Below are 21,358 nucleotides of genomic sequence, written 5' to 3' on the forward strand. Positions count from 1 at the left end.
TTGGAAATTGCCCGACTATGTAACACTGAATCCAATGAACGAAGAAGAGTTGATTGAACATTCGCAAAATATTTAAATATTATACATAGATAAAAACTTTATGCGACAACTATGTTGACAAACACCGCACACCGGAAATCTATGAACCACGAGAGCTTATGAATATTTTCGCCTCCATGACCTCTTTACTCTTTGACCAGCTACCCATTCCCATTAATTTCATCGATAAAGACGGACGGGTGATCATCATGAATGATGCCTTTCTCCAATACCTGAATCTGGACTTGGATGACGTTAAGGGAAAACATCTTTCCGATATTGATCCCTCCGTACGCCTGCCCATCGTGGTAAAAACCGGTGTGGCGGAAATTGGAGAGAAACACCGTTTTCACAACGGCAAATCTTCCCTTGTCCACCGAATTCCTCTTTTTCATCAGAAGGAGGTGATTGGGGGAGTGGGAATCATTTTAATCGAGGACCTTAACTTCTTTTATGAACTGAAGGAACATCAGGAGCGGGAAAACAGGGTTTCTTATCAACATAGCAGGAAAGCCGCGGATATCTACCGGGCGAAGTATTCCTTTCAACATATTTTGACCCAGTCCCCGCTGAAAAAGCAGGCAAAAGAATCGGCTAAAAAATACTCCGCCAACAATCTCCCGGTGTTAATTACCGGAGAAAGCGGGGTAGGAAAAGAACTGTTCGCCCACGCCATTCATCAATCCAGCACAAGATCCCATCGCCCCTTTATTCGGGTGAACTGCGGAAGCATTCCCGACAATCTGATGGAATCGGAACTGTTCGGATATACGAAGGGGTCTTTTACCGGGGCTAACAAAGAAGGAAAGGTGGGAAAATTTGAATTGGCCAATGGGGGAACCATCTTTTTGGACGAGGTGGGGGAACTCCCGGTACACCTTCAGCCTAAGCTTCTTAGGGTTTTACAGGAGGAAGAATTTGAACGGGTGGGCAGCAACGATATTTTGAAGCTGGATGTAAAAGTAATCGCCGCCACTAATGTGGATCTGGGGGAAGCCGTGGGGGAAAACAGCTTTCGGGAGGATCTTTATTATCGTCTCAATGTTCTCAATCTCCATGTTCCAAACCTAAGGGACACCCCGGAGGACATCCCCCTGCTGGTCAATCACTTTAGCACCCTCATGTACCAGCAATTGGGAAGCCTAAGGCTTTTCTCCCCGGAAGTAATGGAAATTTTCCGGGGGCACCACTGGCCGGGAAACATTCGGGAACTGAAAAACGTGGTTGAGCGCATGATTGTTAATTCCGAGGATGATACCCTGGGACGAGGCCATGTGCCCGATTATCTCCTTAAGGATCACACGAAGAAAAACCCCCCGGTCCAAGGAGATCAGTCTTTAAGAGAGGTGTTATATCAAACGGAAAAAAGGATGATTCTAGACACCTTAGAAAAGTGCGGCGGAAACAAGGCTAAGGCCGCAGAAAAATTGGGCATCCCACGAATGACCCTGTACCGAAAACTTAACGCCTATTATGACAAATAAATGAAAATGGGTTCTTCAAAAACGGATTTGCCACGGTTTCCACGGAAACCGAGCATCACACCCTGAATCCCGAGGGCGAGGTCCTCTTCCAGTGGGAAAAGTCCCTTGCCGACCCTCCTCGGATTCAGCACTTTCCCGAGGAAGGAATTTACCGGGGAGACTTATGGCTCTACTTCAACGAAGAGGGGGAAGTGATTTACTCCGGATTGCACTAGACAATGAAAAGACCTGTGAACTACAACAGCCGCTCGAAATTTTCGGGCGGCTGTTTTCTTTACATTAACCATCGTCTTCAAAAGCACCAAATCCAAGATCGAAAAAACAAAGGAATTTTACAGCTATGGCAGTTACCTCGGATAATAAGACAAACAAATTGGATGGAAACATGAAGAGACTACTTAGTAGCAAGAAAGCCGTACTTGGACCGGTGCAGGGAAAAACTAAAAATAGAGTAAGAAAAAGATAACCGCCTGAAGGGTCGAAATTCGATATTTTCAGGCGGTTCGTTGTTTTTTTGTTTTATGCAAAACCCTGTCTATCGGTTTTATGACCATAGTTGTTATATTAAACAATATTACTTCTCCTTCACCAGGCCCATAAAAGGTTCGAAAACCTTCTCCACAATTTCTTCAAAATCGATCAGATCATTGTGCTCCGTCTGGTCTACAGTTTTTAAATATACCAAAGGAACCTGCACATAGACTTCAAAATCAATCCAGTACCAGTCAAGGTCCGGAAGTTGTTTGATTTTCTCCCCCAACTCCTCTAGGTTTGTAGTTTTGTCGAAGCCTTTAAATATGCTTCCTTTCAACTCTTGAGCTTCAACCTCCTGTTCGCTCTTTAATAAGTACTTCACTCTGTGCCCTTCCTCATGTCTGACCTTCTTGGCATAGGGTTCAAAATCTCCTGTAACATAATGAGCACTGAGCTGAATATAAACAGGCAGCTTCGTTTGATTCCTCACTTCCAATAATCGTTTTTCAAACTTTCCATTTATCAACTCCTCCATCACATGATGCCAACGCCAATGATCATCGATCTTTAATAGGTTTACGGTTTTCGGCTTTAACATAGTAAGCACCGACCCTTTTATGCCTTTTTCCACCCAAAAACCGATAGATGCATGCTGAGGTTCTTTTGAAATCCTGTATTTTCCGTATGGGTATGCAGGCCAATCAGTAGATGGCACCAGCCACCACAGGGTGGTATCAGGCCTTCGATAATTCCAGGGCCTTGAAGTAAAGTGTTTTCCCTGATGATTCAGTTCTTTTAAGACGCCATGAGCCAAGGTTTGATTTGAAAGGTTTCGTAGTTTCATAGGACCTCCTTATCCTAAACGTATAGTATTATCCAAACACGTATTAAAAACTAAGACAACGAATCCTATCTTTATTATTGTAATATGATCTCTTTTTTCGGTTCTATCTTATTGCGGAGCATGCTCTCGATGATGCCTACAGCTTTAAGTACTGAATCAATACTTATGGCTGGTATTTCTTCATTCTTACTTAAGTAACCGCTCAAGTACTCAGCTGAGGGATTATGTATCCCTAATCTCTCACAAATAATCCAGCAAACGCTTTCTGCCTCAAACTCAATTGAACTGCAAGATAAACCCCTTCTATCCTTCCACCATTTATCATATGGTGCTCCCAGATGTCCACAATAAAGGTGTCCTAATTCATGTAACATAGTTGCGAATTTTGTAGTAGAAGGATGATTTTTGTTAATCACCATATTATAAAGAGTTTTTACCGTGATTTCTTTTTTTGTTCTCTTAATTATTAACTTTCTGCCACTGTTTACCCTTTGTATCCATCCAGCACCCGCTGTGCCTAGATCGGCTTCGGTGTAAAAAACACCATAGCTTTTCAGGTTTTCTTCAAGGGCACTACGCTTTTGATTAGAAATTTCACCCTTTGTTTGAAACGGGTTAATTAATTCCGACGGAAATTCTTTATCACCGAAGGTATTCGATAAACAAGCTGGAAATCCCTTTAAAATATCTTGATTTTTTATAAATATATTCCTTTTCCCTCCACCCTTGGACCGAGAAATAACCACCCCCAGGATGGACTAAGAAATAGCCCTCCGACCGTTATCAAGACTTGGGATTCATCCTATAATGTATTTAAAGATAAAGGATTTATAAAAACCAACCACCAAATATAAAAAAAAGGAGCGGATCACAGTGGAAAATATTATAGCCATGGGAAACGGATATGAAATGGTAGAAAATAAACTGGAAAGCCTAAAAGGAGGAAATAAAATGGAACGAGCGATGAAACTTAACAACGATTCTTTTGAACTAAGCATCCCCGAAGAAAATTCCAACAAATTAACGATTATCTTCAAAAGTGCCAAGTCCAAGATCGAAAAAACTTTACTACTACAGGAAGTTGAACGGGACATCGAAAAAACAAAGGAATTTTACAGCTATGGCAGCTACATCGGGTAAGCGGACAAACAAATTGGATGGAAACATGGAAAGACTACTTAGTAGCCAGAAAGCCGTACTTGGACCGGTGCAGAGAAAAACTAAAAATAGAGTAAGAAAAAGATAACCGCCTGAAGAATCGGAGATACCGATGCTTTGAGGCGGTTTTGTATTTCTTTAACTATTTTCCCCCAGGTTTGCACCTTTATCAAATGGACAAAGGTTTACAAATAAATCTTTCAGCTGTTCATCGTTATCACTATTTTTTAATATGTGCTCCAGTAATTCCTCCTGTCTTGCCTGACCTAAGGTTAAACGGTATAATGAAAGAATTTTTATTAACCGTTCATATCGTATAACGTCTTTACTCATTGGATACTGCGGCACCATTCGTTCGATTTTCACTTCAGGATTTCCGGCCAAACTCCAAAAAGGAATTAACTCACTGGATCCATCATGATTTTCAACTTCTTCTTCCCTGGCAGCATCAAATATTTCCTTCCATAAATCCTCTTTCACTGTTAGGTCCCGGTAATTTTGCGCAAGGTTTTGCCGAATGGCAAGACACTTGAAACGATTAATTCTTCCTTCTCTTTGCTCTAAATCCACAGGATTCGACGGGAGATTCCAATGAACAATTCTGCGGCAGTAATAATGAAAGTCCAGCCCTTCTTGACCAATAGAGGTGGTTGCCAACACAAAGGGTCTAAATGGTGAATTAAACGCATTTCGAATACTGTCTTTACGATTCGTTACTTTTCGGTCGCCTTCCCCTTTATAAAATCCTACGGCAAAATTCGATCTGATCCTAGCCACCTTTACCTTCTTACCCGATCCCTTTAGTATTTTCTTTTTGAAAGTATTATAGGTATCTATGGGATAACTGGCGGTATGGGCCACCATGGACTCCACCATAAGATCATTCAGTCTTTTCCAATCATTCGGCGTACTCTTCAAACCGTAGGATTCAGTTAACATATGGGTATATTCATCTATGACCGATTGAAAGTTTCCGTCTTTGAAATATCTTAGCACATTTTTCCAATGGGCCTCCGTAGAACTATCCTTATAGGATAATTCAATAATTGCTGTAGATTCTTGTATATTTAATCGATTGATCATTACTTTTGCTACCCGGGTTGCATATATAGGGTTCTTACGATTTGCACGATAGGCACAAATAGCCGGTGATCCGATAGTCATGTTCACCAGCACCTGTGCCAAATCATCAGGCATCCTTCCAAGGGATCGTTCACTGTTTTCCGTAAATTCTTTCTCAAGCTGCTCCATATGTCCATGGAACCCTTTTTGGCCGCCATCTTTCTCGTCTTCTCCTTCTTTAGTGATCAATTGCTCTTTATTATCCAGCCACTCTTTAACGTACTCCGGCGGATCCAAAAATATTGGAGCAAGGTAATACCAACGCTGATCTACCCGATCTTCCATCTCTTTGTTTTTTAAGTTGTTTAAATCCTTCGAGATATTCATTTTAAGCTGACGTTCAATTTCATCCAGAGACATTTTTTGATTCATGCAGTCTATGGGATCATAAAGGGATGCCAAATATTTTGATGGATAAAGCAATGCAAATAGGTTCATTGCATTCGGCTTCCCATCGGTTAAACTCAGCCTAAGCCTTGGTGTTGGAAATCGACTGTTCCCGGAGGAAAAATAATTTGTGTTCTTATGATTTTTATTCTTCTTGGCCAAACGTCCCACGGTTTTCCTTTCTGATTCATAGGACAATAGGGAAGCAACCATTCTCGGCACCATTTCCCAAGCCGAAAAGATCAAGGTCTTCGAAAAGTTCTTTGTATCGGCAAAAGGGCCTTGTAATTCATAGTAAGGCATCGAAGGCGGTACCCACAAAAGAAGCATGGCGTTATTATCAAAAACCCGTTCTTTAACTTTCTCTAATCTGGCATTAGTAGCTTCGATAGGACGGTAGTTCTTGATATCAGCACGTTTTAACCAAAGGTGCTTTTTATTGGCTTTAGGCAGTTCATCGGGGTTTTTCTCAAAGTATTGCTGAACTTTTTTCTTTACCATATACTGATCCATAAAAGAAAAAAGATATGGAGATGATTTAACATATTCGGAGGGAATCCCGTGGCGTTGCCCGGTTTCCTGCATGAGTTTTTCCCCGTTTATATAAGACAACACGTCCTTTTCTGTAACTTTCAGCATTTGATCCATGGACTGGTCGTCAATATAGTTAGCGCTGCTTTCATTCATCAATCTTTCAGTTCTGCAAATCCCACGGTACAAAGCGTCCTCTGCCTGCTTTTTCACTTCCAGTATACTGGTGTTTTCCAGCGCCAACTCCTTTAGCTTTACAGAGAAGTTATTCCACACTTCCCGAAATTCTTTTTGCTGTTTTTCCTTCAATAAAAAATCAATCACTCTATAGAACTCTTCATAATGTTCATCCGTATCATACTCACTGATCTCTTCCAAAGTGGAATAGAGTTTATAAGGTGTAGCCGATAGTAATAACACCTTCACTTCTCTGGAATTTAAGAACCGATCTACAAGAATGCCGGTTTCCGTGGCCTCGTCAGCACTGATTAATGATCGAAAACGCTGAAACTCATCCATTATCACTAAATCCGGCTTTAGCATCTCCACACTGATCCGAGCAAAAATCAATCGCAATCTGTGGATGAGCGTACTCGGCTTTATTGGCTGCTCCAACTGATAGCGATACGCCACAAAGAAATCTATCATATCTTGAACTATTGTTGATTTGGCAAACATCGCCCGTAGTTTTTGATCCATGATTTTAATATATTCACCATTATTCTTTTCATCACATTGCTTGACTTTATCCTCATAGCTTTCCCTTCCCCAAGCTGTCCATCCCTTTTTCGCACTGTGCTGTAATAATCGTTCCAGTTCTTTTTCATAGGGGGCGAAGAGATCCATACGTTTTAATACTGCGAACATCAATGCACGTTCTTCCATATTTCCCTGCCCCCCGGTTAAATTAAAGGAGGTGGAGGGGGTCAATGGAATCAACTGAATGTAGCGTTCTTTTATTGTACTATCATTTTCCTGTTCAAAGATCTTTAAATGCTGCATCGATAGTCTTGTATCAGTCACACCATCCACCGTGATATCCGATGAAACTTTTAACTTTTGTATATTCTGTGCAGCGATCGACTGATTAGAACAAATATAAACTACTTTAAATATTTCATTTTCCTGTTGATCAAGGGTCTCCTGATAAAGCTTTGCAGCCTTCGCCACCACCCCCTTTGCCACTAAGGTTTTCCCGAGGCCGACTTCATCAGCAATCAACACCCGGTTCTGGCCATTGCGGTATAAATGGTCCACCCGTTCTACGGTGGCCCGCTGAAAATCTTTTAAACCTTCCATTATTTCATTTTCGATATTCTGCAAATCCATCATTCTTTCCCCACCGCCTTTAAAAACGCTCCATATAGTTCCCTAAACTCCTGTGGAATAATTTTCTCATCGGAAATCATATCCATCAATCTTTGTATATCATCCAGCTTTTTCGGATCCGTCGCTACAGTTTTCAGCATTTTCTCGTAGATCGCCGGGACGGAATTTTGCATCCCAAATATTAATTGGTTCGTATTAAAGGTTTTATTCTCTAAGAAGGAAAGAAAGTAATCCTCTCCCAGCATGAAGGTAATGTACTGTAAAAATCGTTCCTTGTTATCAATGATTCGATTAACAATCGCTTTATCTCTTTCTTCCGGTATTCCCTCCACATGAATTTTCACTACCCGCTTTAAGGTTTCCCTTTCTCCATAAATGATCACTACAAAAAACATCGATAAATGATTCATTTTTAAGCCTTCAAATAATACCTCCTCTTTCAGCGGTTCCTCCCTATTCCCAAGGAGTGGGCGAATAAATATTGCCTCCTCTGTTTTTTTGTAATCTTTAAAAACCAACTTAAGCAAATAGTAATCCTCTTCTTTTATACATTCTCCGTTGACTGTTAAATACATCAGATCCTTGATGCGTTTTTCCAGATCCTCTTTTTTGTCTTCCTCTTCTTCTATTTCCGGCAGTGTCGTAATCCGTTCAAAGGGATTTTCTTTTTCCTCCTTACCGAATATATCATTTTTCAGATCTTCTACTTTCAGCCGGCCCCGTTTTGTTTCCAATTTCAATAAGAATTCTACATTTTTTACACAAGCCTGATGCGAAGCATTTAGGGAACCAATAAACAGGTCGGTGTTGGCCCCCTTGGTTTTAAGATATAGTTTCGCATGAATGTCCTGTTTTTGATACAATTCCTTTTCAGCATCCTCATCACTGTCTTCACTGATCGCATCCTCTCCATCAATAATAATTTCTTTCAGCGCATATACCCCGTAGGCCTCCAGATGTTCCGGTTTTAAAGCGGCTAATTCATCTCGCCGTGTAATCAGCGTACGGTCCGGTCTGATGAGTGCTTGATCTTTAAACTGATCCACCGTGGTTTTTGACAAAAATGGAGAAATCACAAACAGTTGATGATAACGATCAAACAAACCGGTATTACTAATCGAATAATTCGGTATGCCGATGGGATGGAAAGAGTAATCCTTGAACTTGTTATCAATGGAAAAGGCAACATGTTCCAACTCCTTTGCAACATCTCTCAGTAATTTTCGGTTTTGTTCATTTCCCGTAGCTTTTTTCACTGATTTTCTTAAGTAAATTAAAAAATCACTTAAGGCTTTGTTTTTTGTCTGTTCCTCTTCACTATAGTATCCATCTAAAGCGACGGCAAAGTCCCAGCTTCTGTCAAAGGTCAGGTTCCTACTGAGTACCATCAATCGATAAACCGCATTTTGGTCATCATCTTCATATTTCACAAACCAAAACTTCGGATGAAAGGAACCGCGGTTTTTTAGATTTACTTCAAATACCATTTTTTCTAATAAAGCGTATAGTGCATTGGACTTATTCGGAGCTTTGATCTGTCCGCCTTCACAAAATACCAGTACTTTATCGGAAATTTTTCTTAGCGCTTCCAATACATATAAGGGATCTTTACTCAGCTCATTATCAACACTATCGGAAAGCCCAAGGGCTATAGATGCACCGAGAAGGGTATCAAGGTCTAATGAGTAGGTGGTGCCAATGGCATAGGTCGTCTCATACCCTGCAGGCGGCTCTAACTTTTTTGAGTAATCCATCCGGTTTTGTGTCGGTTTAAACATTTAACACACCTGTCCCTTCGAATATATCCCGAATAATAACCTGGGTATTGGGCAAACGATATTCAAGCTTTCTTATCCCCACCCATTCTTTATAATTGAAATTACCGGGGTCTTCCGTCTTAGCTCTTTTTTTACCTTTCAGTTGGATTTCCCTCTGTTTTATGATTTCATCCATATTCTCGTAATCACGATTTTGCATGGCACTTTTTAAATCCAGTAAGAACTTGCGCTGCCCCATGTTTTTGACCTGTAAAAGAGAAAACATCCGTTCCAAATCATAGCTGCCGTGAAGGTGAATATCTTCTACCCAACGCTCCCAGGCTTCATGAACCTTCGGTTCGTTATAAGCTGACAGTATCAGATTATAACGAATATGGGCCCCTTCGATAAAGTCCGCGAAGGCTTTTGCCATCAGATAATCTGACTGTATCGAGGGCGGCATTTTGGAGAGGTAATCCATCAGATCTTCAAAAAACTTATATTCCAAAAAATCGGTATTCTGGGCTTTCAGCACATGACCCAGTAGACTTTTCCCTACCGTGCTAAGGATACGTTCTTTCAAAAATTCCGCTTCTTCCTTCGTCAACGCCATAGTTAGATTCTCCCGAAAATTTTCATGCCACAGAGGAAAATTCCAGAATTCAAAAAATTCACCAACATAAGCGTTGGCGTCGTCTCCGCTATTGGGATCCTCCTCCGTCTCCATCTTACCCATAGCCCTTGTCCTCTTTTTATTGAGTTTAAGCTTATGGACTATTCTAAAATAATTATTGATAGATAGTTGGTTTTCTTTGAATATAGAATACTTTCGAATTACGCTCCAGTAAATATCTGAAGGTTTTCGTTTCAAGTTCTTTCCGGAAATTTCACCGATTACACCCTTTACACCGGGGCCTTTTAACTGGTCAATAAGGCTTAACTCCTTCTGATGAAGTTTTTCCATCATTTTTTCCGGGGTTGCCAGCGGCTCTTTTTCTATTTCCATCATTAAATAGGGTACCAGCAAAAAGTACTTCGCCCGTGTCTGTATGGTAGAAGTTCCGGGGAAAAACAGATCTGCAAATCCATCTCTGATGGTCCCTATTCCCAACTCGTCCACGGCGCCGGGTTCTGAAAGTAAATTAATCACATTCAAGACTTTATTTTTATGACTTTTCGAAAAGTCTATCCATCCCAATTCCATTGCAATCCTCCTATCCAATTAGTTCACAGTCCCTTAGTATAGTTGCTTATATCTTACTATAATCTTTAAATTTATGTTATGGTATCTTTCCCATTACTCACAAATTCTACAAAAATGATAAAAGTCCTTCTATATTTTACGGTTTAATTAATTCAAGAGCCTTTCTAATTAACTGTTTAGAAAGCAACTTGTCATTTCGTTAACTTTTTGTATTTATTTTTTACATTTTGTATTTATCTAATGCTTTTCCTATGCTATAATAAATGTATAGCAACAATTATAAAATCGAATAAAGAGGGTGATGATTTATCGAGGATATTGTTGATTTTCGCAAACTTAATGCAACTCAAAAAGAGCATATTATGAAACAATTAGCTGCCAACCTGCCCACATTAAGAAAAACCTTAGGCTTTACACAAAGCGAATTGGCTGAACAAATCGGTACAACCCGACAGTCAATTGCAGTTTATGAATCCGGCAAAAGGATCCCCGGCTGGACAGTCACAGTGGCTTTATTGACTGTTTTTATCTTCAGTCAAAAGACTTTAGTCTTGCTATTCCCCTTAGATATATTAAGCAATGATATTTTTGATGCTATCCCGACATTAAATAATTATGTAGAAAAAAACATTCAAAATCGCAATCTGTAAAAATGAGGTGAAAAATAATGTCCGGACAAACTGTACAGGCAATTATTACCGAAAAGATACAACGCGACCTTACTAAGGTGACCTATGCTGTTTTGTTTTACGATACAAATGAGGAACAACAAGGTCTTATCCGAAAATGGATCGAAGATCGGGAAGATTACCATGAAGAAATTGAAGATAACGACGGGTTTATCAATTGGCTGATCGATAAAAGCAAAGCTATGGGAGTGAGCGCAGACATAAAGAGTTTGGATAAAATCGGAAAAGAACCCGTTATTTCTACTGTTGAAATTGATGACAACGAGTAGAAATAAGGATTCACCTATGAAATTGCTTTATTTTTATTAGTATGTAAATGTACTTGTATATTAGATGAGAAATGTACTATTAAAAGTTTTAGATAACGCTCTATAAAAAGCCGCTGACGGATTGCAATCATCAACCCGTCAGTGGCTCTAATTATATAATAATCTACCCTTTGTAGGGTACCAACTGCTCCTTTAAGTGCCGAATTCCACCCCGTGGATCCTCAACATCCCCTTTATACCGGGGAATTAAATGAATATGAAGATGCATGATGGTTTGTCCTGCGTCTTCGCCGATATTAATTCCAATATTGTAGCCGTCGGCATTGAACTTTTCATCCAAGTATTTTTTTCCCTCATGAAGTAAATCGTAAAGCGCCACTACTTCTTCTTTAGTTGCTTCAAAGTATGTTTTAAAATGCCGTTTTGGGATAAAGAGCATATGCCCTTCGTTTACAGGAAACTTGTCCATAATGGCAACGGCAAGATCATTTTCCAAGATGATTTGATCTTTGTTGAGATTACAAAACAAACAGCTCATTAATCTTCCTCCTTAAATCTTCTCGCAAAATACTCGTGTTTTCGTAGTTTTAAAATATCTTTCATATGACTCTTCAGTGTTTCATTCAAAAATGGCTCAAGCTCCTTCTTCAAACTGAACACCTTATTTACTTCATCATAGCTGAAAAAAGAGCTTTTCGAAAGAAAGTGGACAGGATTCTTTACCGCCAACTTCTTAAAGTCTTCGATGTCCCAGGTTTCCCAATTTTTATGATTCTTATTATTCAAGTCTTTCTGATGGAGCTTATGGTTTTTATAAAATTTCATAAAGCTCTCCGCCACTTCCTCGATTGAAACCTGGCGGCGCATCTCATCTTTTTGAGTAAATGGCTCAATTGTCGGTATTTTATAAGATTTAGACATTGAAGTTTTTTCCAACTCGCGAAGAAATTTCTCCGCCTCGGTCCTTAGGAATGCCTCTTCTTCAGCACTTAGTTCATTTATTTCCTGTAAAAAGTCCAAGTAACTTTTTTTCAGATAATGCTTATGATTAAGATCCGTACCTTCCATTAAGTCCATCCTTTTCGGTCTTCTTCCAAGCTCCGCTTTTAGTCGATAGTATTCATCTTTCATTCGGATTCTTAACGGGTCTCGTTTTTTCATTTCTTGAAACAGATCAATTAATCGAAAATCAAATTGTACATTGCAGCCCTCCGGATATTCCAAGTCTTCCGGTGTAATATAACTTTTTTTCCGTTCATTAACTGCCTCCATGGGATTCTTTCCAGCCAACAAAAGAGGAATATAGTGGGCGCTCTTAAAATTCCCGATAAAATCCAGTACAGTTAAATACTCTTTCCCTTGAAATTTTCTAAGCCCCCGACCAAGTTGTTGTAAAAAGACGGTATAGGACTCTGTGGGCCGAAGGAACATAACACAATCCAATGAGGGAACATCCACCCCTTCGTTAAAGACATCCACCGCAAACACAACTCTAATTTCACCGCGCTCCAGTGCTTTTAGGGCATCATCCCGGTCCATTACAAAGTCTTCTTCACTTCCACGACTGTGTACCGCCGCAGAAGGTATGCCTCTTTCATTAAAATATCCTGCCATAAACTCTGCATGATTGATCGAAGAGCAAAATCCAATGGTTCTTTTCTTGCCAAGGGTTTGATAATGCTTTAAAACCAGGTCTGCTCTTCTCCCTTTGCTTAAGGCCTTTTCCAAGTCTTCCGTTTTATACTTCCCTCCAACTCGCTCAATATTATCATAATCCGTATCATCATAAACTCCATAATACTTAAAGGGAACTAAGAGATCCCTATCGATTGCAGATTTTACATCTACTTCGTAGATAATGTTATCATCACAGTATTGGAAAATATCCTGGTTATCCATTCGGTACGGTGTAGCCGTAAGCCCCAGCAAGAACTCCGGTTGGAAGTATTCAATAATCTTTCGATAACTGTTCGCCGCAGCATGATGAAATTCGTCCACGACAATATAATCAAAAGTGTCTTTTTTGAAGTACTTTTCATTTAAGTATTCATCTTTACCAAGGGTCTGAACACTACCTAAAACCAGATCCTTTTCTGTTTCTTTTTCCGACTGATTAAAATACCCCACACTGATTTCCGGTCGAAGGCTTCTAAAAGTTATTTCCGTTTGGTTTAAAATCTCTTTTCGATGAGCGATAAAAAGAACCCGTTTAAAATCCATGGTATCAAAAGCCGCTAAATAAGTTTTCCCTACACCAGTGGCAGCAACAACTAAACCTCGATCAATACCTTCTTCTCTCGCAAGACCCAGTTCATATAGTGCTTCTATTTGTGCTCCCCGGGGTTCCGGAAGATTTTCATTAACCAATACACCGTAGCCTTCTCCTTCTTCTGCGATCTTATCATTTTGCTCTTCTACTTTAATTTCCGATAAGTGTCCTTTTTCACTGAAAATGGTTTTCTTCCAATTGGATGCGTACTTACGGAGAAACTCATCCGTCAGAGGTATACTGTCATTTTGATATAACTCGTCAAAATTCTCTTCAAACGACTGAAAGTCTTCGTTGTTTTTTTCTTTTTGCAATCGGTAATTCCATTCCAACCCGTTAGTTAATGCAGAGCGTGACATATTGGATGAACCCACAAAAATAACCCCTTCCTTATCCCATTTTAAAAAATAAGCCTTAGGATGAAAGGAAATACTGGTGTCATTAAATATTCGAATATCTACCTGATTTCCCAGTTCCTTTTTTAATAAATAGAGTGCTTGAGGTTCTGTGATCCCGAGATAGGTACCCGTTAGTATTTTTATATTCACGCCTTCTAATGCTTTTTTCTTTAAATCTTTAATAAGAAGTTTCACGCCGGACTCCATTACAAAAGAGACAAGGAATTTAATTTCTGTTGCATGGAATAAATCCAGCTTTAATTGGGTGTATAAATCATTGCTTCTTCCGGTGATCGCATTTTCTGAATATGTAGACATAGAAACTTCCTTTCTTGAGTAGATTGTTCTACTAAATAAGATACAGCCATAAGGAAATAAGCTGCGCTATCACAGTATTTATTTTAACCTATTTCACTACCGATCCTTTCTTTCTCCAATTTAATTATTGTATTGATTTTTTCTTCATGAATACTATTCTCATCCTGTGTGTTGAGTTCTGCAGCATCCGAATGTTTTGCATAGGAATCAAATACTTCTTGTTTTTCAGTTAAAATATCCATGATTCTCTCGTCTACACTATTTTCTGTTAAAAGTCTATGCACCATTACTTTCCTTGTTTGACCCATACGGTAAACACGACTTATTGCCTGTTCTTCAATGGATGGTTTTAATTGGGGCTCGCATAAAATAACCACACTTGCTGCTTGTATATTCAATCCAATACCTCCAGCTTCCACTTGCGAGATTAGTATATTTCGTTCCTTATTCTCACTGAATGCATCAATAATCTCTTGTCTTTTCTTTGATGACACATCTCCTGTTATAGGCGTATAGGTATTATCTTTCAGCGTTTCATGAATAATATTTATTACATCTCTAAAATACGAGAAGATAACGATCTTTCTTTCATTATTTTCTGCTTCTTTACAGATTTCCAATAACCGCTTTAGTTTATTTGATTCACTGCTACTCCAAGCTGCTCGTCTCATACTCATAAATTTGGATGAGTTAACCGCAGCAAAGTAATCTTTTTTAGCATAAACATCAAAATGGGACCATTCATTTATCTCCTGTTTATCTGGAAGTTCTTTTAATACATCGTTTCTATTTCTTCTTAAATACACTTCTGCTATTTTACTTTTAAATGTATCAACCTGGATAATTGTTTCGAAACTATTTAAGTTATTTATAATTCTAGGGTTCAGAATTCCAATCAAATTTTTCATTTCTTCTAGATTATTTTCTAAAGGTGTTCCAGACATGAACATAATGTAATCGCAATTGTCTATAACTCCCATCACTGCTTTAGTACGCTTTGTATCTGAATTTTTTATATAATGAGCTTCATCAACAACCAGACAGTCAATGCTAATATCATGGGGTATACCGAGACTTCCAAGCGTGCCGTAGGTTGTGATACCGACCCCGCCATTATCTATCCATTGTCGCAGTTTTCGTTTACGTTCATTTCCATGCAACTTATACGTTTCTAATTTACTATGTTGAGCAACCTCTCTTTCCCAATTTATCAATACACTTGTTGGAACCACCGCTAGAAAGTGGGTATGCTTATTTGAAGATAGATGAGCCATTACTGCAATTGCTTCTATGGTTTTTCCTAGACCCATCTCATCTCCAATTAAAACTTTCTTTTGAGTTAAGCTGTACTTCACTCCAAAAGTTTGGTATTGTCTTAATTCTACTTTTAGTTTTGAAATATCCAGCACGATATTCTCAATTTTTTTACTCAGACTATCTGGAATACCCCCAGTATTTTCTACATTAGCAACGGCATTTCCTGTGATTTTTTCTATAGTCGAATAATATGCTATTGAGTTTTTTTCAAAATCATCCCAAACACTTTCCATTTCAATATCCCCGTCATACAAATATTGAGCATTCTCATGATTCCATTCCCGGTATTCCATAGATTGTCTAAAAACATGTACTTTGTTATATTCACAAAAAAGTACAGATCCTTCCGTTTCCATTTCATCTTCCCAAACTTGTGGGTTTTGAATCTTTCTGCAATAAGTAATACTTGTTGTAATCTTATTTCTTTTCTTAGCAATTCTATCTCTAATTTTCTCTATCATTTTATCATTTTTTCGGATTAAAAATATTAATCTAACAAGTTCACGCGTATAATATCTATCATCTCTTAAATTGATAACAAGATGGGTTTCATTATGTATTGTTTCTTTGATTTTATTAGCAGCATTTAATATTTTTCTTTTATTATCCTCTCCTATCCCATGTATCTGACGTATGCCATAGGTGGTTTCTCTTATAAGTTGATCTAAATTAGTAAAAGAAGCCTTTTTAAGCGCAGAAATTCTTATACCTTTTTCTATATCGCTAAGTTTTTCTATTGGTATTTTTTTTAACTTCTGTCTAACTTGATCGTTAAGATTGCCTTCATAATTGCTTTTTATTTTTCTTTTGTTATTTTGATGATTTCCCATTATTTCCAGTGATTTATCAAATAATTTTTCTACCTCATCTAATTCATTTATCCTTTCTTGAAATTCTCTCTCTCTTTTAATTCTTTTTTGTTCTCGTTCAGCTGCTAATCTTCTGATCTCTTCTTCTCTTAACCTTTTTGCTTCTGCTCGCTCATGAAAAAATTGCATTATTATATTTTTTACCTTAGAGAAAACATTAAACATAACATCCTCCTTCTGCAAATATCCAGGTTATGCAACTCTATTTCAGTCTTCGGATCTATGACAATACACTCTACCAGGTGCGTGCTGTACCCTCCTTATTAAAGAAACCTTTTAACCATACAGTTCTACTCTAGTTTTGAATTCCAATACTCAACATAGGTATCAAACCCCTCACAGATAAAATCAATATGCTGCTCCATAGGGATAAGGTATGCTTTAAGGTGTTCTTGACCTTCTTGCTTTGCCTTAGCCAATCGATGATGCCCATCAATTAAATTATAGCCTCTTGAGAAATAGTCTTTCGATACAGAAGGATATCCATGATATAATCGATCCGGAGCAATTTCCGCTAATAGTACCGGCCTCTTTAAATTAGCTGATTTTATGTAATCAGGATTCATATCTCCATTACAATAATACTTATGGTACTCATGAACATCAATTTCCACTACTTGAAACTTTTCCGGGAACTGATCAATAAACTCATTAAGCTTGGTGATATGAAATATAAATATACCGTTCTGAAGATACTCATCCCCAGGTTCTACTACGTAGTTCTTTCTATTAGCACTGACCTTTAGCTTTCTACTAACTTTCTTATCAACCATATTATCACCACTTTCTAAGAGTTTAGACCTTTTTACATCAGTGCTATTAAATCATAAAAAAAATGATTCAGTTAGTTGATATAAATTCTCGTATTGCTAACTTACAAAAGAACCGTTCACTATTTAGTTATTCTTTATATTCCTCTGATCTATCAAATAAATCAGGTGAATAATAATATTTTCCATCTTTTATAATTATCTGAACGTCATTATTGTGGACCGTTTCTGATTCGTTTATTCTGTTCAGTTTGCTCTGCGTTTGAGAATTAATTTTTTCCAACCAGTCCTGGATCTAATAATTGTACTTTAATCTATCATCGATCATCCCAGGGATATGAACAACAAAACCTATAAATCCACTTATAGACCTTCTGTTGTTGTTCAAGTCTATTTTTAATGTCTCAACCTGATTTTTATGCCACCCTTCCAATTTTATTATAGTTAAAAGGATACGGTTTGAAAATTAAGAATACGATCCTAAAAAGCATTTTCCTAAATTTCTTTAAAAGTACTTATCGGTTACCTCTCCAAGTTTTAGATGTTTGCAGTTTACCTCACATACGAACCGTCCCATTGTGAGGCCTAAAGACTTTACATCAATATTATTTACATTGTAGTTTGACATGTTATCTCTCCCTATTGAATTAATCTTAATTGGTTACCTATAAGTTCAGTTTTAGCAGTAAAAACTAATAATTACTTAGAGCTTTTTCAATGGCCTCCTCAATAATTTTCCAGTTGCTTAATTCTTCAATCATTTTATTTTCATCCTCAGAATCCAGCCTAAAGGGATTCCCAATTTCTTTATAAATTATTGCAATGCCTCGTTTATCTGGTCGATATTTAAAACCATTTTCATAATAACTATCCCATATTTTCTCATATTCTTCATGAAACAGAGCGAAAAATTTCTCTTTATCCTTTCCTTCCACATCGATCATATATTGGAGATTATTTTCCGTTAAAATATTTTTACTAGATATAAGGAACTCATGGTGTATAAAAAGACCCTTTCGATTCCAATGTTTCTTATATATTTGTTGATAGCCTCTATCATGTTTCAAATTATAGACCCATGTTTCATCATCCTTAAATAATTGTTCAACCAACTCTTCGAATTCTTCAAAAACTACCTTCGCGTCTTCATCATGTGCACTTTTGAGTTTATTAATCGTATCTTCATACTCCAAGTATAGTTTAGTATGTTCTGAAATCTTATCTCGACTTTTGCCCATTATATATTCCTCCACATGTAAGATAAATTCTTGAAAAATCACATTCTCTCTGATACCTTCTCTATAATCAAAAGTTACCCTCTTTAGAACATCAGCTAATTGACTGTAAGAAATTGGCTGAAAATCCTTTGAAGCTGGTATTTTTCCAGCAGGTGTCAAATACAGAAATAGATACTTATGCTCCGGAAATTTCTCATGAATACTATTCGTATAACTTAAGGTTTGATTCTCTGATTCATTAGAGAACACTTTGTTTTCAATTGCGATAATTAGTTCATTATTGATTTGAATTAAAATATCTAAACGTCTTTTATTTCGAAATGTAAACTCTCTTGTTACTTCTATGGTATTACATTCTTTTAAATCCAGAATTTTCAAGAGTTCTTCATCATCGCCACAATAGTTTTCTATCAACTTTACTAAAGGGTCATTACCTATCCCATTTATATTGGGATCTAAAATATAAGCCAGAAAATCACTAATAAAATTTTCATCATAGCTTTTGCTAAAAATACTAGGAATAGTTTTGGTTTTTTTCTTCCTTTCGGGTAAATAGCCAACTATTTTGTCCAATACTTTCATCGAGCTTTCAAGGCTATTGATTCCCTCTATTTCTACTGCCATAGATTATCACTCCCCATTGCTTTCTATCAAATTGATCCTTCCTAAAAAGTTAAACAAAGTACCGAATTTTTATCGTTGAGCTATAACCACTGGGTGTCCTATGAAGTATTTCATCCCCGTCCTTTATCTTTTGATACATCACGCTACACACTGAAGGCATGCTATCTTTCATATTAAGTTGTTTATGAATGTCCCCAGATACAAGATCTAAATAAGGATAGCCACTTTCCCTCGCCTCATCAAATAGTTTCTCAATATATTCCCTGATATCATGGGCGGTTACTTTTGTGTCTGTTTTCTTTTTTTGTTTCATACTTTTATTTTCCTCTACAACTACTACTTTCTCCGGTTCATCTATAGTTTTTATCAAGGGCTCTTTAGATGGATACCCTGGTTCTTCGGACTGGCTATTGAATAACCATTGGATCCTTTTCATTTCTTCATCCGTTAATAATGCTCCGTTCAATCCATTACAGTTCCATAACCCGCTGGATTTTATCTCTTCTACCGGACTACTTAGGCCTAACCAGCTAGTGGAAGGTTGAAAATCCTCGGTATGATTTAGTACCGAAATCATCCCCTCTTCTAAACGAAGTCGCTCTTTTTCCGTATTTACTGGAAAACAAACAAAGGTTATGTTGTTTTTTAAATAATCACTAATGATCTCTTCTAGTTCTTTTTCTTTTTTCTTATCAATTAAGTGATTATACTCCTCTTTTATCTCTTTATCGGAAGTATTCTTATCCCATATTTTTAAATAAGGATCCTCCTTTTTATGAAGCAAGGCTCTACCAATGTTTTTTCTAAATATACTTCCATTGGCGTTTTTATTGATGGAATGATTTTTCAGTCGTTTAATTAACCGATCCGGCCTTAGATGGGTTCCGATCCTAACAATACGATTACGTCCCTTGTAAAGCTCTCCTCGCTCAAACATAATATAAATACCATTGTTATAGGGAAGCTTATCAATCTCATTCCAGTGTAATGGAACCGCTTCATTAAACATTCTGTGAAGCTCTTCGCCTTGACTACTTATCTCATCATCTTTTATCAGCCGTTTCAGTTCCGGAATCCAATTACCTAGAGATTTTCCTTTCAGCGGCAAATGATAATTTTTAATATAAGGCGTGAGATATTCGTGGTATTTGGTACCGGCAACGATGAAAAACTCATCCCTTTCTACATCTGAAACCTTTTCTAAGTCAAGCAAAACATTTTTCGCCCAATCTCGTCTTTCTTGGCTGCTTTTTTCTGTTAGCGTTTCATTATAGGGTTCAATAATTTCGTCTTCCGCGATCAATCCATGTTTTGCAGAAAAAATGAACACACTGTCTGCAATATTTTTAGCGTATTCATATGCTAACTTAAATCGTGGGCTTTCGGAATACATTTCAGCTGCTCTACAGCTATAATCCTTTTTCATGCTAGTACAGGATAGTAAGGCGATTTTCATGTTAAAATTCACCCTCCTTTGATTTCTCGATAAGATCCTCATACGCAAATAGGGGTATATCATACAAATCTCCAAAGTTATCATAAATGGTTTCAGAGGACTTAATAATATTAATCAAAGTATTATTTTTCAGTTCATTCATTCCCATTTTCTTCGCAGCGTCAATCACTCTCTTATCTGTTACACAACAAAACTCTCCAGGAATATGTTTATAGACCCCTTGGCATCTTAATTCTCTAAGGATTAATGGTATTTTAATTTTCATCTTGTTTTCCCTTGCACCCAGTCCTTTTACGTTACTGATGTACTCTATAAAAATCCGGTAATCATTACTTAATTCAGACCTTTCTAGATGTTCTTCAATTCGATTCCAATTCTTTGCCAGTACCATACAACTATCATAAAAATCTACTCTGAATGATATCTTCCTCCTGCTAACAATACCCTCATAATGAGCAGTAGCATATTTCGCTGCGTTTTTACTGTTCTTCTTCTCTTCTTCTACAAACTTCTCATCAAGCCAATGTTCAACATGGTGTTTCTTTTGTTCTTTAAGATAAGTCACAAAAAAAGTAGCATTTTCCCACTGTCCGGTTCTTGACCAGGATGAGGCTAAAACAAAAAGGAGGAATCGATCTGATGTATCATGCAGGTTCAGTTCCATTTTTTTCTTATCCGGTAGCACGAGACCAAAATCATGAGTCCAGCCTTGATATTTGTTATCTTCATCCAGATTAATATATGAAAGTTGGTTTTTCTTTTCAATAACTGCATTTTTTAGAGATTCAACGGATACTTTCATAAAGCACCTC

The 21,358-nt window shown here is 37.6% G+C and carries 17 protein-coding genes; 4 read left to right on the plus strand and 13 right to left on the minus strand.

Annotation, left to right across the window (positions count from 1 at the left end; genetic code table 11):
- Positions 1-158: 158 nt before the first annotated feature.
- Entirely contained in the window at positions 159-1,523 is a 1,365-nt protein-coding gene (locus ISALK_RS06310) for a sigma-54 interaction domain-containing protein (protein WP_160720295.1), read from the plus strand.
- 574 nt (positions 1,524-2,097) lie between these two features.
- Here the strand turns inward: ISALK_RS06310 and ISALK_RS06315 are convergent.
- Positions 2,098-2,841, minus strand: a complete 744-nt coding sequence (locus ISALK_RS06315) for a hypothetical protein (RefSeq protein WP_160720297.1) — start codon at positions 2,839-2,841, stop codon at positions 2,098-2,100.
- A 74-nt stretch (positions 2,842-2,915) separates the two neighbouring features.
- On the minus strand, positions 2,916-3,587 hold the full coding sequence (locus tag ISALK_RS06320; protein WP_160720299.1) for an ImmA/IrrE family metallo-endopeptidase: 672 nt from the start codon (positions 3,585-3,587) through the stop codon (positions 2,916-2,918).
- 127 nt (positions 3,588-3,714) lie between these two features.
- Between ISALK_RS06320 and ISALK_RS06325 the strand changes: the two genes are divergently transcribed.
- Positions 3,715-3,981 (plus strand): hypothetical protein, encoded by a 267-nt coding sequence (locus tag ISALK_RS06325; protein WP_160720301.1) that lies wholly within the window; start codon positions 3,715-3,717, stop codon positions 3,979-3,981.
- 156 nt (positions 3,982-4,137) lie between these two features.
- Here the strand turns inward: ISALK_RS06325 and ISALK_RS06330 are convergent, their stop codons facing one another.
- Genes ISALK_RS06330 through ISALK_RS06340 form a run of 3 tightly spaced genes read right to left on the minus strand, consistent with a single transcriptional unit; the run spans position 4,138 to position 10,329 of the window.
- A complete protein-coding gene (locus tag ISALK_RS06330) occupies positions 4,138-7,371 on the minus strand; it encodes a C-terminal helicase domain-containing protein (protein WP_236660295.1) in 3,234 nt (1,077 codons plus the stop codon).
- Positions 7,368-9,146 carry a phospholipase D family protein gene (locus tag ISALK_RS06335; protein ID WP_160720303.1) on the minus strand — a complete coding sequence of 593 codons (1,779 nt, stop codon included), beginning with the start codon at positions 9,144-9,146 and terminating at the stop codon, positions 7,368-7,370. The genes ISALK_RS06330 and ISALK_RS06335 overlap by 4 nt, the downstream gene beginning before the upstream one ends.
- Positions 9,139-10,329 carry a DUF6361 family protein gene (locus tag ISALK_RS06340; protein WP_160720305.1) on the minus strand — a complete coding sequence of 397 codons (1,191 nt, stop codon included), beginning with the start codon at positions 10,327-10,329 and terminating at the stop codon, positions 9,139-9,141. Before ISALK_RS06340 ends, ISALK_RS06335 begins: the two co-directional genes overlap by 8 nt.
- A 362-nt stretch (positions 10,330-10,691) precedes the next feature.
- On the opposite strand from ISALK_RS06340, the gene ISALK_RS06345 reads away from it, so the two are divergent.
- Positions 10,692-10,979 (plus strand): helix-turn-helix domain-containing protein, encoded by a 288-nt coding sequence (locus ISALK_RS06345; protein ID WP_160720307.1) that lies wholly within the window; start codon positions 10,692-10,694, stop codon positions 10,977-10,979.
- A gap of 17 nt (positions 10,980-10,996) precedes the next feature.
- A complete protein-coding gene (locus ISALK_RS06350; protein ID WP_160720309.1) occupies positions 10,997-11,287 on the plus strand; it encodes a hypothetical protein in 291 nt (96 codons plus the stop codon).
- A 163-nt stretch (positions 11,288-11,450) separates the two neighbouring features.
- Here the strand turns inward: ISALK_RS06350 and ISALK_RS06355 are convergent, their stop codons facing one another.
- The 8 genes from ISALK_RS06355 to ISALK_RS06385 form a co-directional block, all read right to left on the minus strand.
- A complete protein-coding gene (locus ISALK_RS06355) occupies positions 11,451-11,825 on the minus strand; it encodes an HIT family protein (protein ID WP_160720311.1) in 375 nt (124 codons plus the stop codon).
- Positions 11,825-14,272 carry a DEAD/DEAH box helicase family protein gene (locus ISALK_RS06360; protein WP_160720313.1) on the minus strand — a complete coding sequence of 816 codons (2,448 nt, stop codon included), beginning with the start codon at positions 14,270-14,272 and terminating at the stop codon, positions 11,825-11,827. The genes ISALK_RS06355 and ISALK_RS06360 overlap by 1 nt, the downstream gene beginning before the upstream one ends.
- Before the next feature lie 83 nt (positions 14,273-14,355).
- Complete coding sequence (locus ISALK_RS06365; protein ID WP_160720315.1) at positions 14,356-16,623, minus strand: SNF2-related protein; 2,268 nt, start codon at positions 16,621-16,623, stop codon at positions 14,356-14,358.
- A gap of 125 nt (positions 16,624-16,748) precedes the next feature.
- On the minus strand, positions 16,749-17,231 hold the full coding sequence (locus ISALK_RS06370) for a hypothetical protein (RefSeq protein WP_160720317.1): 483 nt from the start codon (positions 17,229-17,231) through the stop codon (positions 16,749-16,751).
- A 502-nt stretch (positions 17,232-17,733) separates the two neighbouring features.
- Positions 17,734-17,856: a hypothetical protein gene (locus ISALK_RS15330; RefSeq protein WP_306770708.1), complete on the minus strand. Its 123-nt coding sequence runs from the start codon at positions 17,854-17,856 to the stop codon at positions 17,734-17,736.
- Positions 17,857-17,920: 64 nt separating this feature from the next.
- Positions 17,921-19,090 carry a PDDEXK-like family protein gene (locus tag ISALK_RS06375; protein ID WP_160720319.1) on the minus strand — a complete coding sequence of 390 codons (1,170 nt, stop codon included), beginning with the start codon at positions 19,088-19,090 and terminating at the stop codon, positions 17,921-17,923.
- Positions 19,091-19,139: 49 nt separating this feature from the next.
- The gene (locus tag ISALK_RS06380) at positions 19,140-20,546 is read right to left on the minus strand and encodes a DUF6884 domain-containing protein (RefSeq protein ID WP_201756852.1); all 1,407 of its coding nucleotides are present in this window, start codon (positions 20,544-20,546) and stop codon (positions 19,140-19,142) included.
- 1 nt (position 20,547) lies between these two features.
- Entirely contained in the window at positions 20,548-21,348 is an 801-nt protein-coding gene (locus ISALK_RS06385) for a hypothetical protein (protein ID WP_160720321.1), read from the minus strand.
- Positions 21,349-21,358: the final 10 nt, after the last annotated feature.

It is taken from the genome of Isachenkonia alkalipeptolytica (genome assembly GCF_009910325.1).
GTDB lineage: Bacteria > Bacillota > Clostridia > Peptostreptococcales > T1SED10-28 > Isachenkonia > Isachenkonia alkalipeptolytica.

Excerpts from the sequence above, each read along its gene's own strand:
- ISALK_RS06330 (WP_236660295.1), bottom strand. The coding sequence starts at position 7,371 with ATGATGGATTTGCAGAATATCGAAAATGAAATAATGGAAGGTTTAAAA.
- ISALK_RS06340 (WP_160720305.1), bottom strand. The coding sequence starts at position 10,329 with ATGGAATTGGGATGGATAGACTTTTCGAAAAGTCATAAAAATAAAGTC.
- ISALK_RS06385 (WP_160720321.1), bottom strand. The coding sequence starts at position 21,348 with ATGAAAGTATCCGTTGAATCTCTAAAAAATGCAGTTATTGAAAAGAAA.
- ISALK_RS06335 (WP_160720303.1), bottom strand. The coding sequence starts at position 9,146 with ATGTTTAAACCGACACAAAACCGGATGGATTACTCAAAAAAGTTAGAG.
- ISALK_RS06380 (WP_201756852.1), bottom strand. The coding sequence starts at position 20,546 with ATGAAAATCGCCTTACTATCCTGTACTAGCATGAAAAAGGATTATAGC.
- ISALK_RS06310 (WP_160720295.1), top strand. The coding sequence starts at position 159 with ATGAATATTTTCGCCTCCATGACCTCTTTACTCTTTGACCAGCTACCC.
- ISALK_RS06370 (WP_160720317.1), bottom strand. The coding sequence starts at position 17,231 with ATGGTTGATAAGAAAGTTAGTAGAAAGCTAAAGGTCAGTGCTAATAGA.
- ISALK_RS15330 (WP_306770708.1), bottom strand. The coding sequence starts at position 17,856 with ATGTCAAACTACAATGTAAATAATATTGATGTAAAGTCTTTAGGCCTC.
- ISALK_RS06355 (WP_160720311.1), bottom strand. The coding sequence starts at position 11,825 with ATGAGCTGTTTGTTTTGTAATCTCAACAAAGATCAAATCATCTTGGAA.
- ISALK_RS06315 (WP_160720297.1), bottom strand. The coding sequence starts at position 2,841 with ATGAAACTACGAAACCTTTCAAATCAAACCTTGGCTCATGGCGTCTTA.
- ISALK_RS06345 (WP_160720307.1), top strand. The coding sequence starts at position 10,692 with ATGAAACAATTAGCTGCCAACCTGCCCACATTAAGAAAAACCTTAGGC.
- ISALK_RS06365 (WP_160720315.1), bottom strand. The coding sequence starts at position 16,623 with ATGTTTAATGTTTTCTCTAAGGTAAAAAATATAATAATGCAATTTTTT.
- ISALK_RS06375 (WP_160720319.1), bottom strand. The coding sequence starts at position 19,090 with ATGGCAGTAGAAATAGAGGGAATCAATAGCCTTGAAAGCTCGATGAAA.
- ISALK_RS06360 (WP_160720313.1), bottom strand. The coding sequence starts at position 14,272 with ATGTCTACATATTCAGAAAATGCGATCACCGGAAGAAGCAATGATTTA.
- ISALK_RS06350 (WP_160720309.1), top strand. The coding sequence starts at position 10,997 with ATGTCCGGACAAACTGTACAGGCAATTATTACCGAAAAGATACAACGC.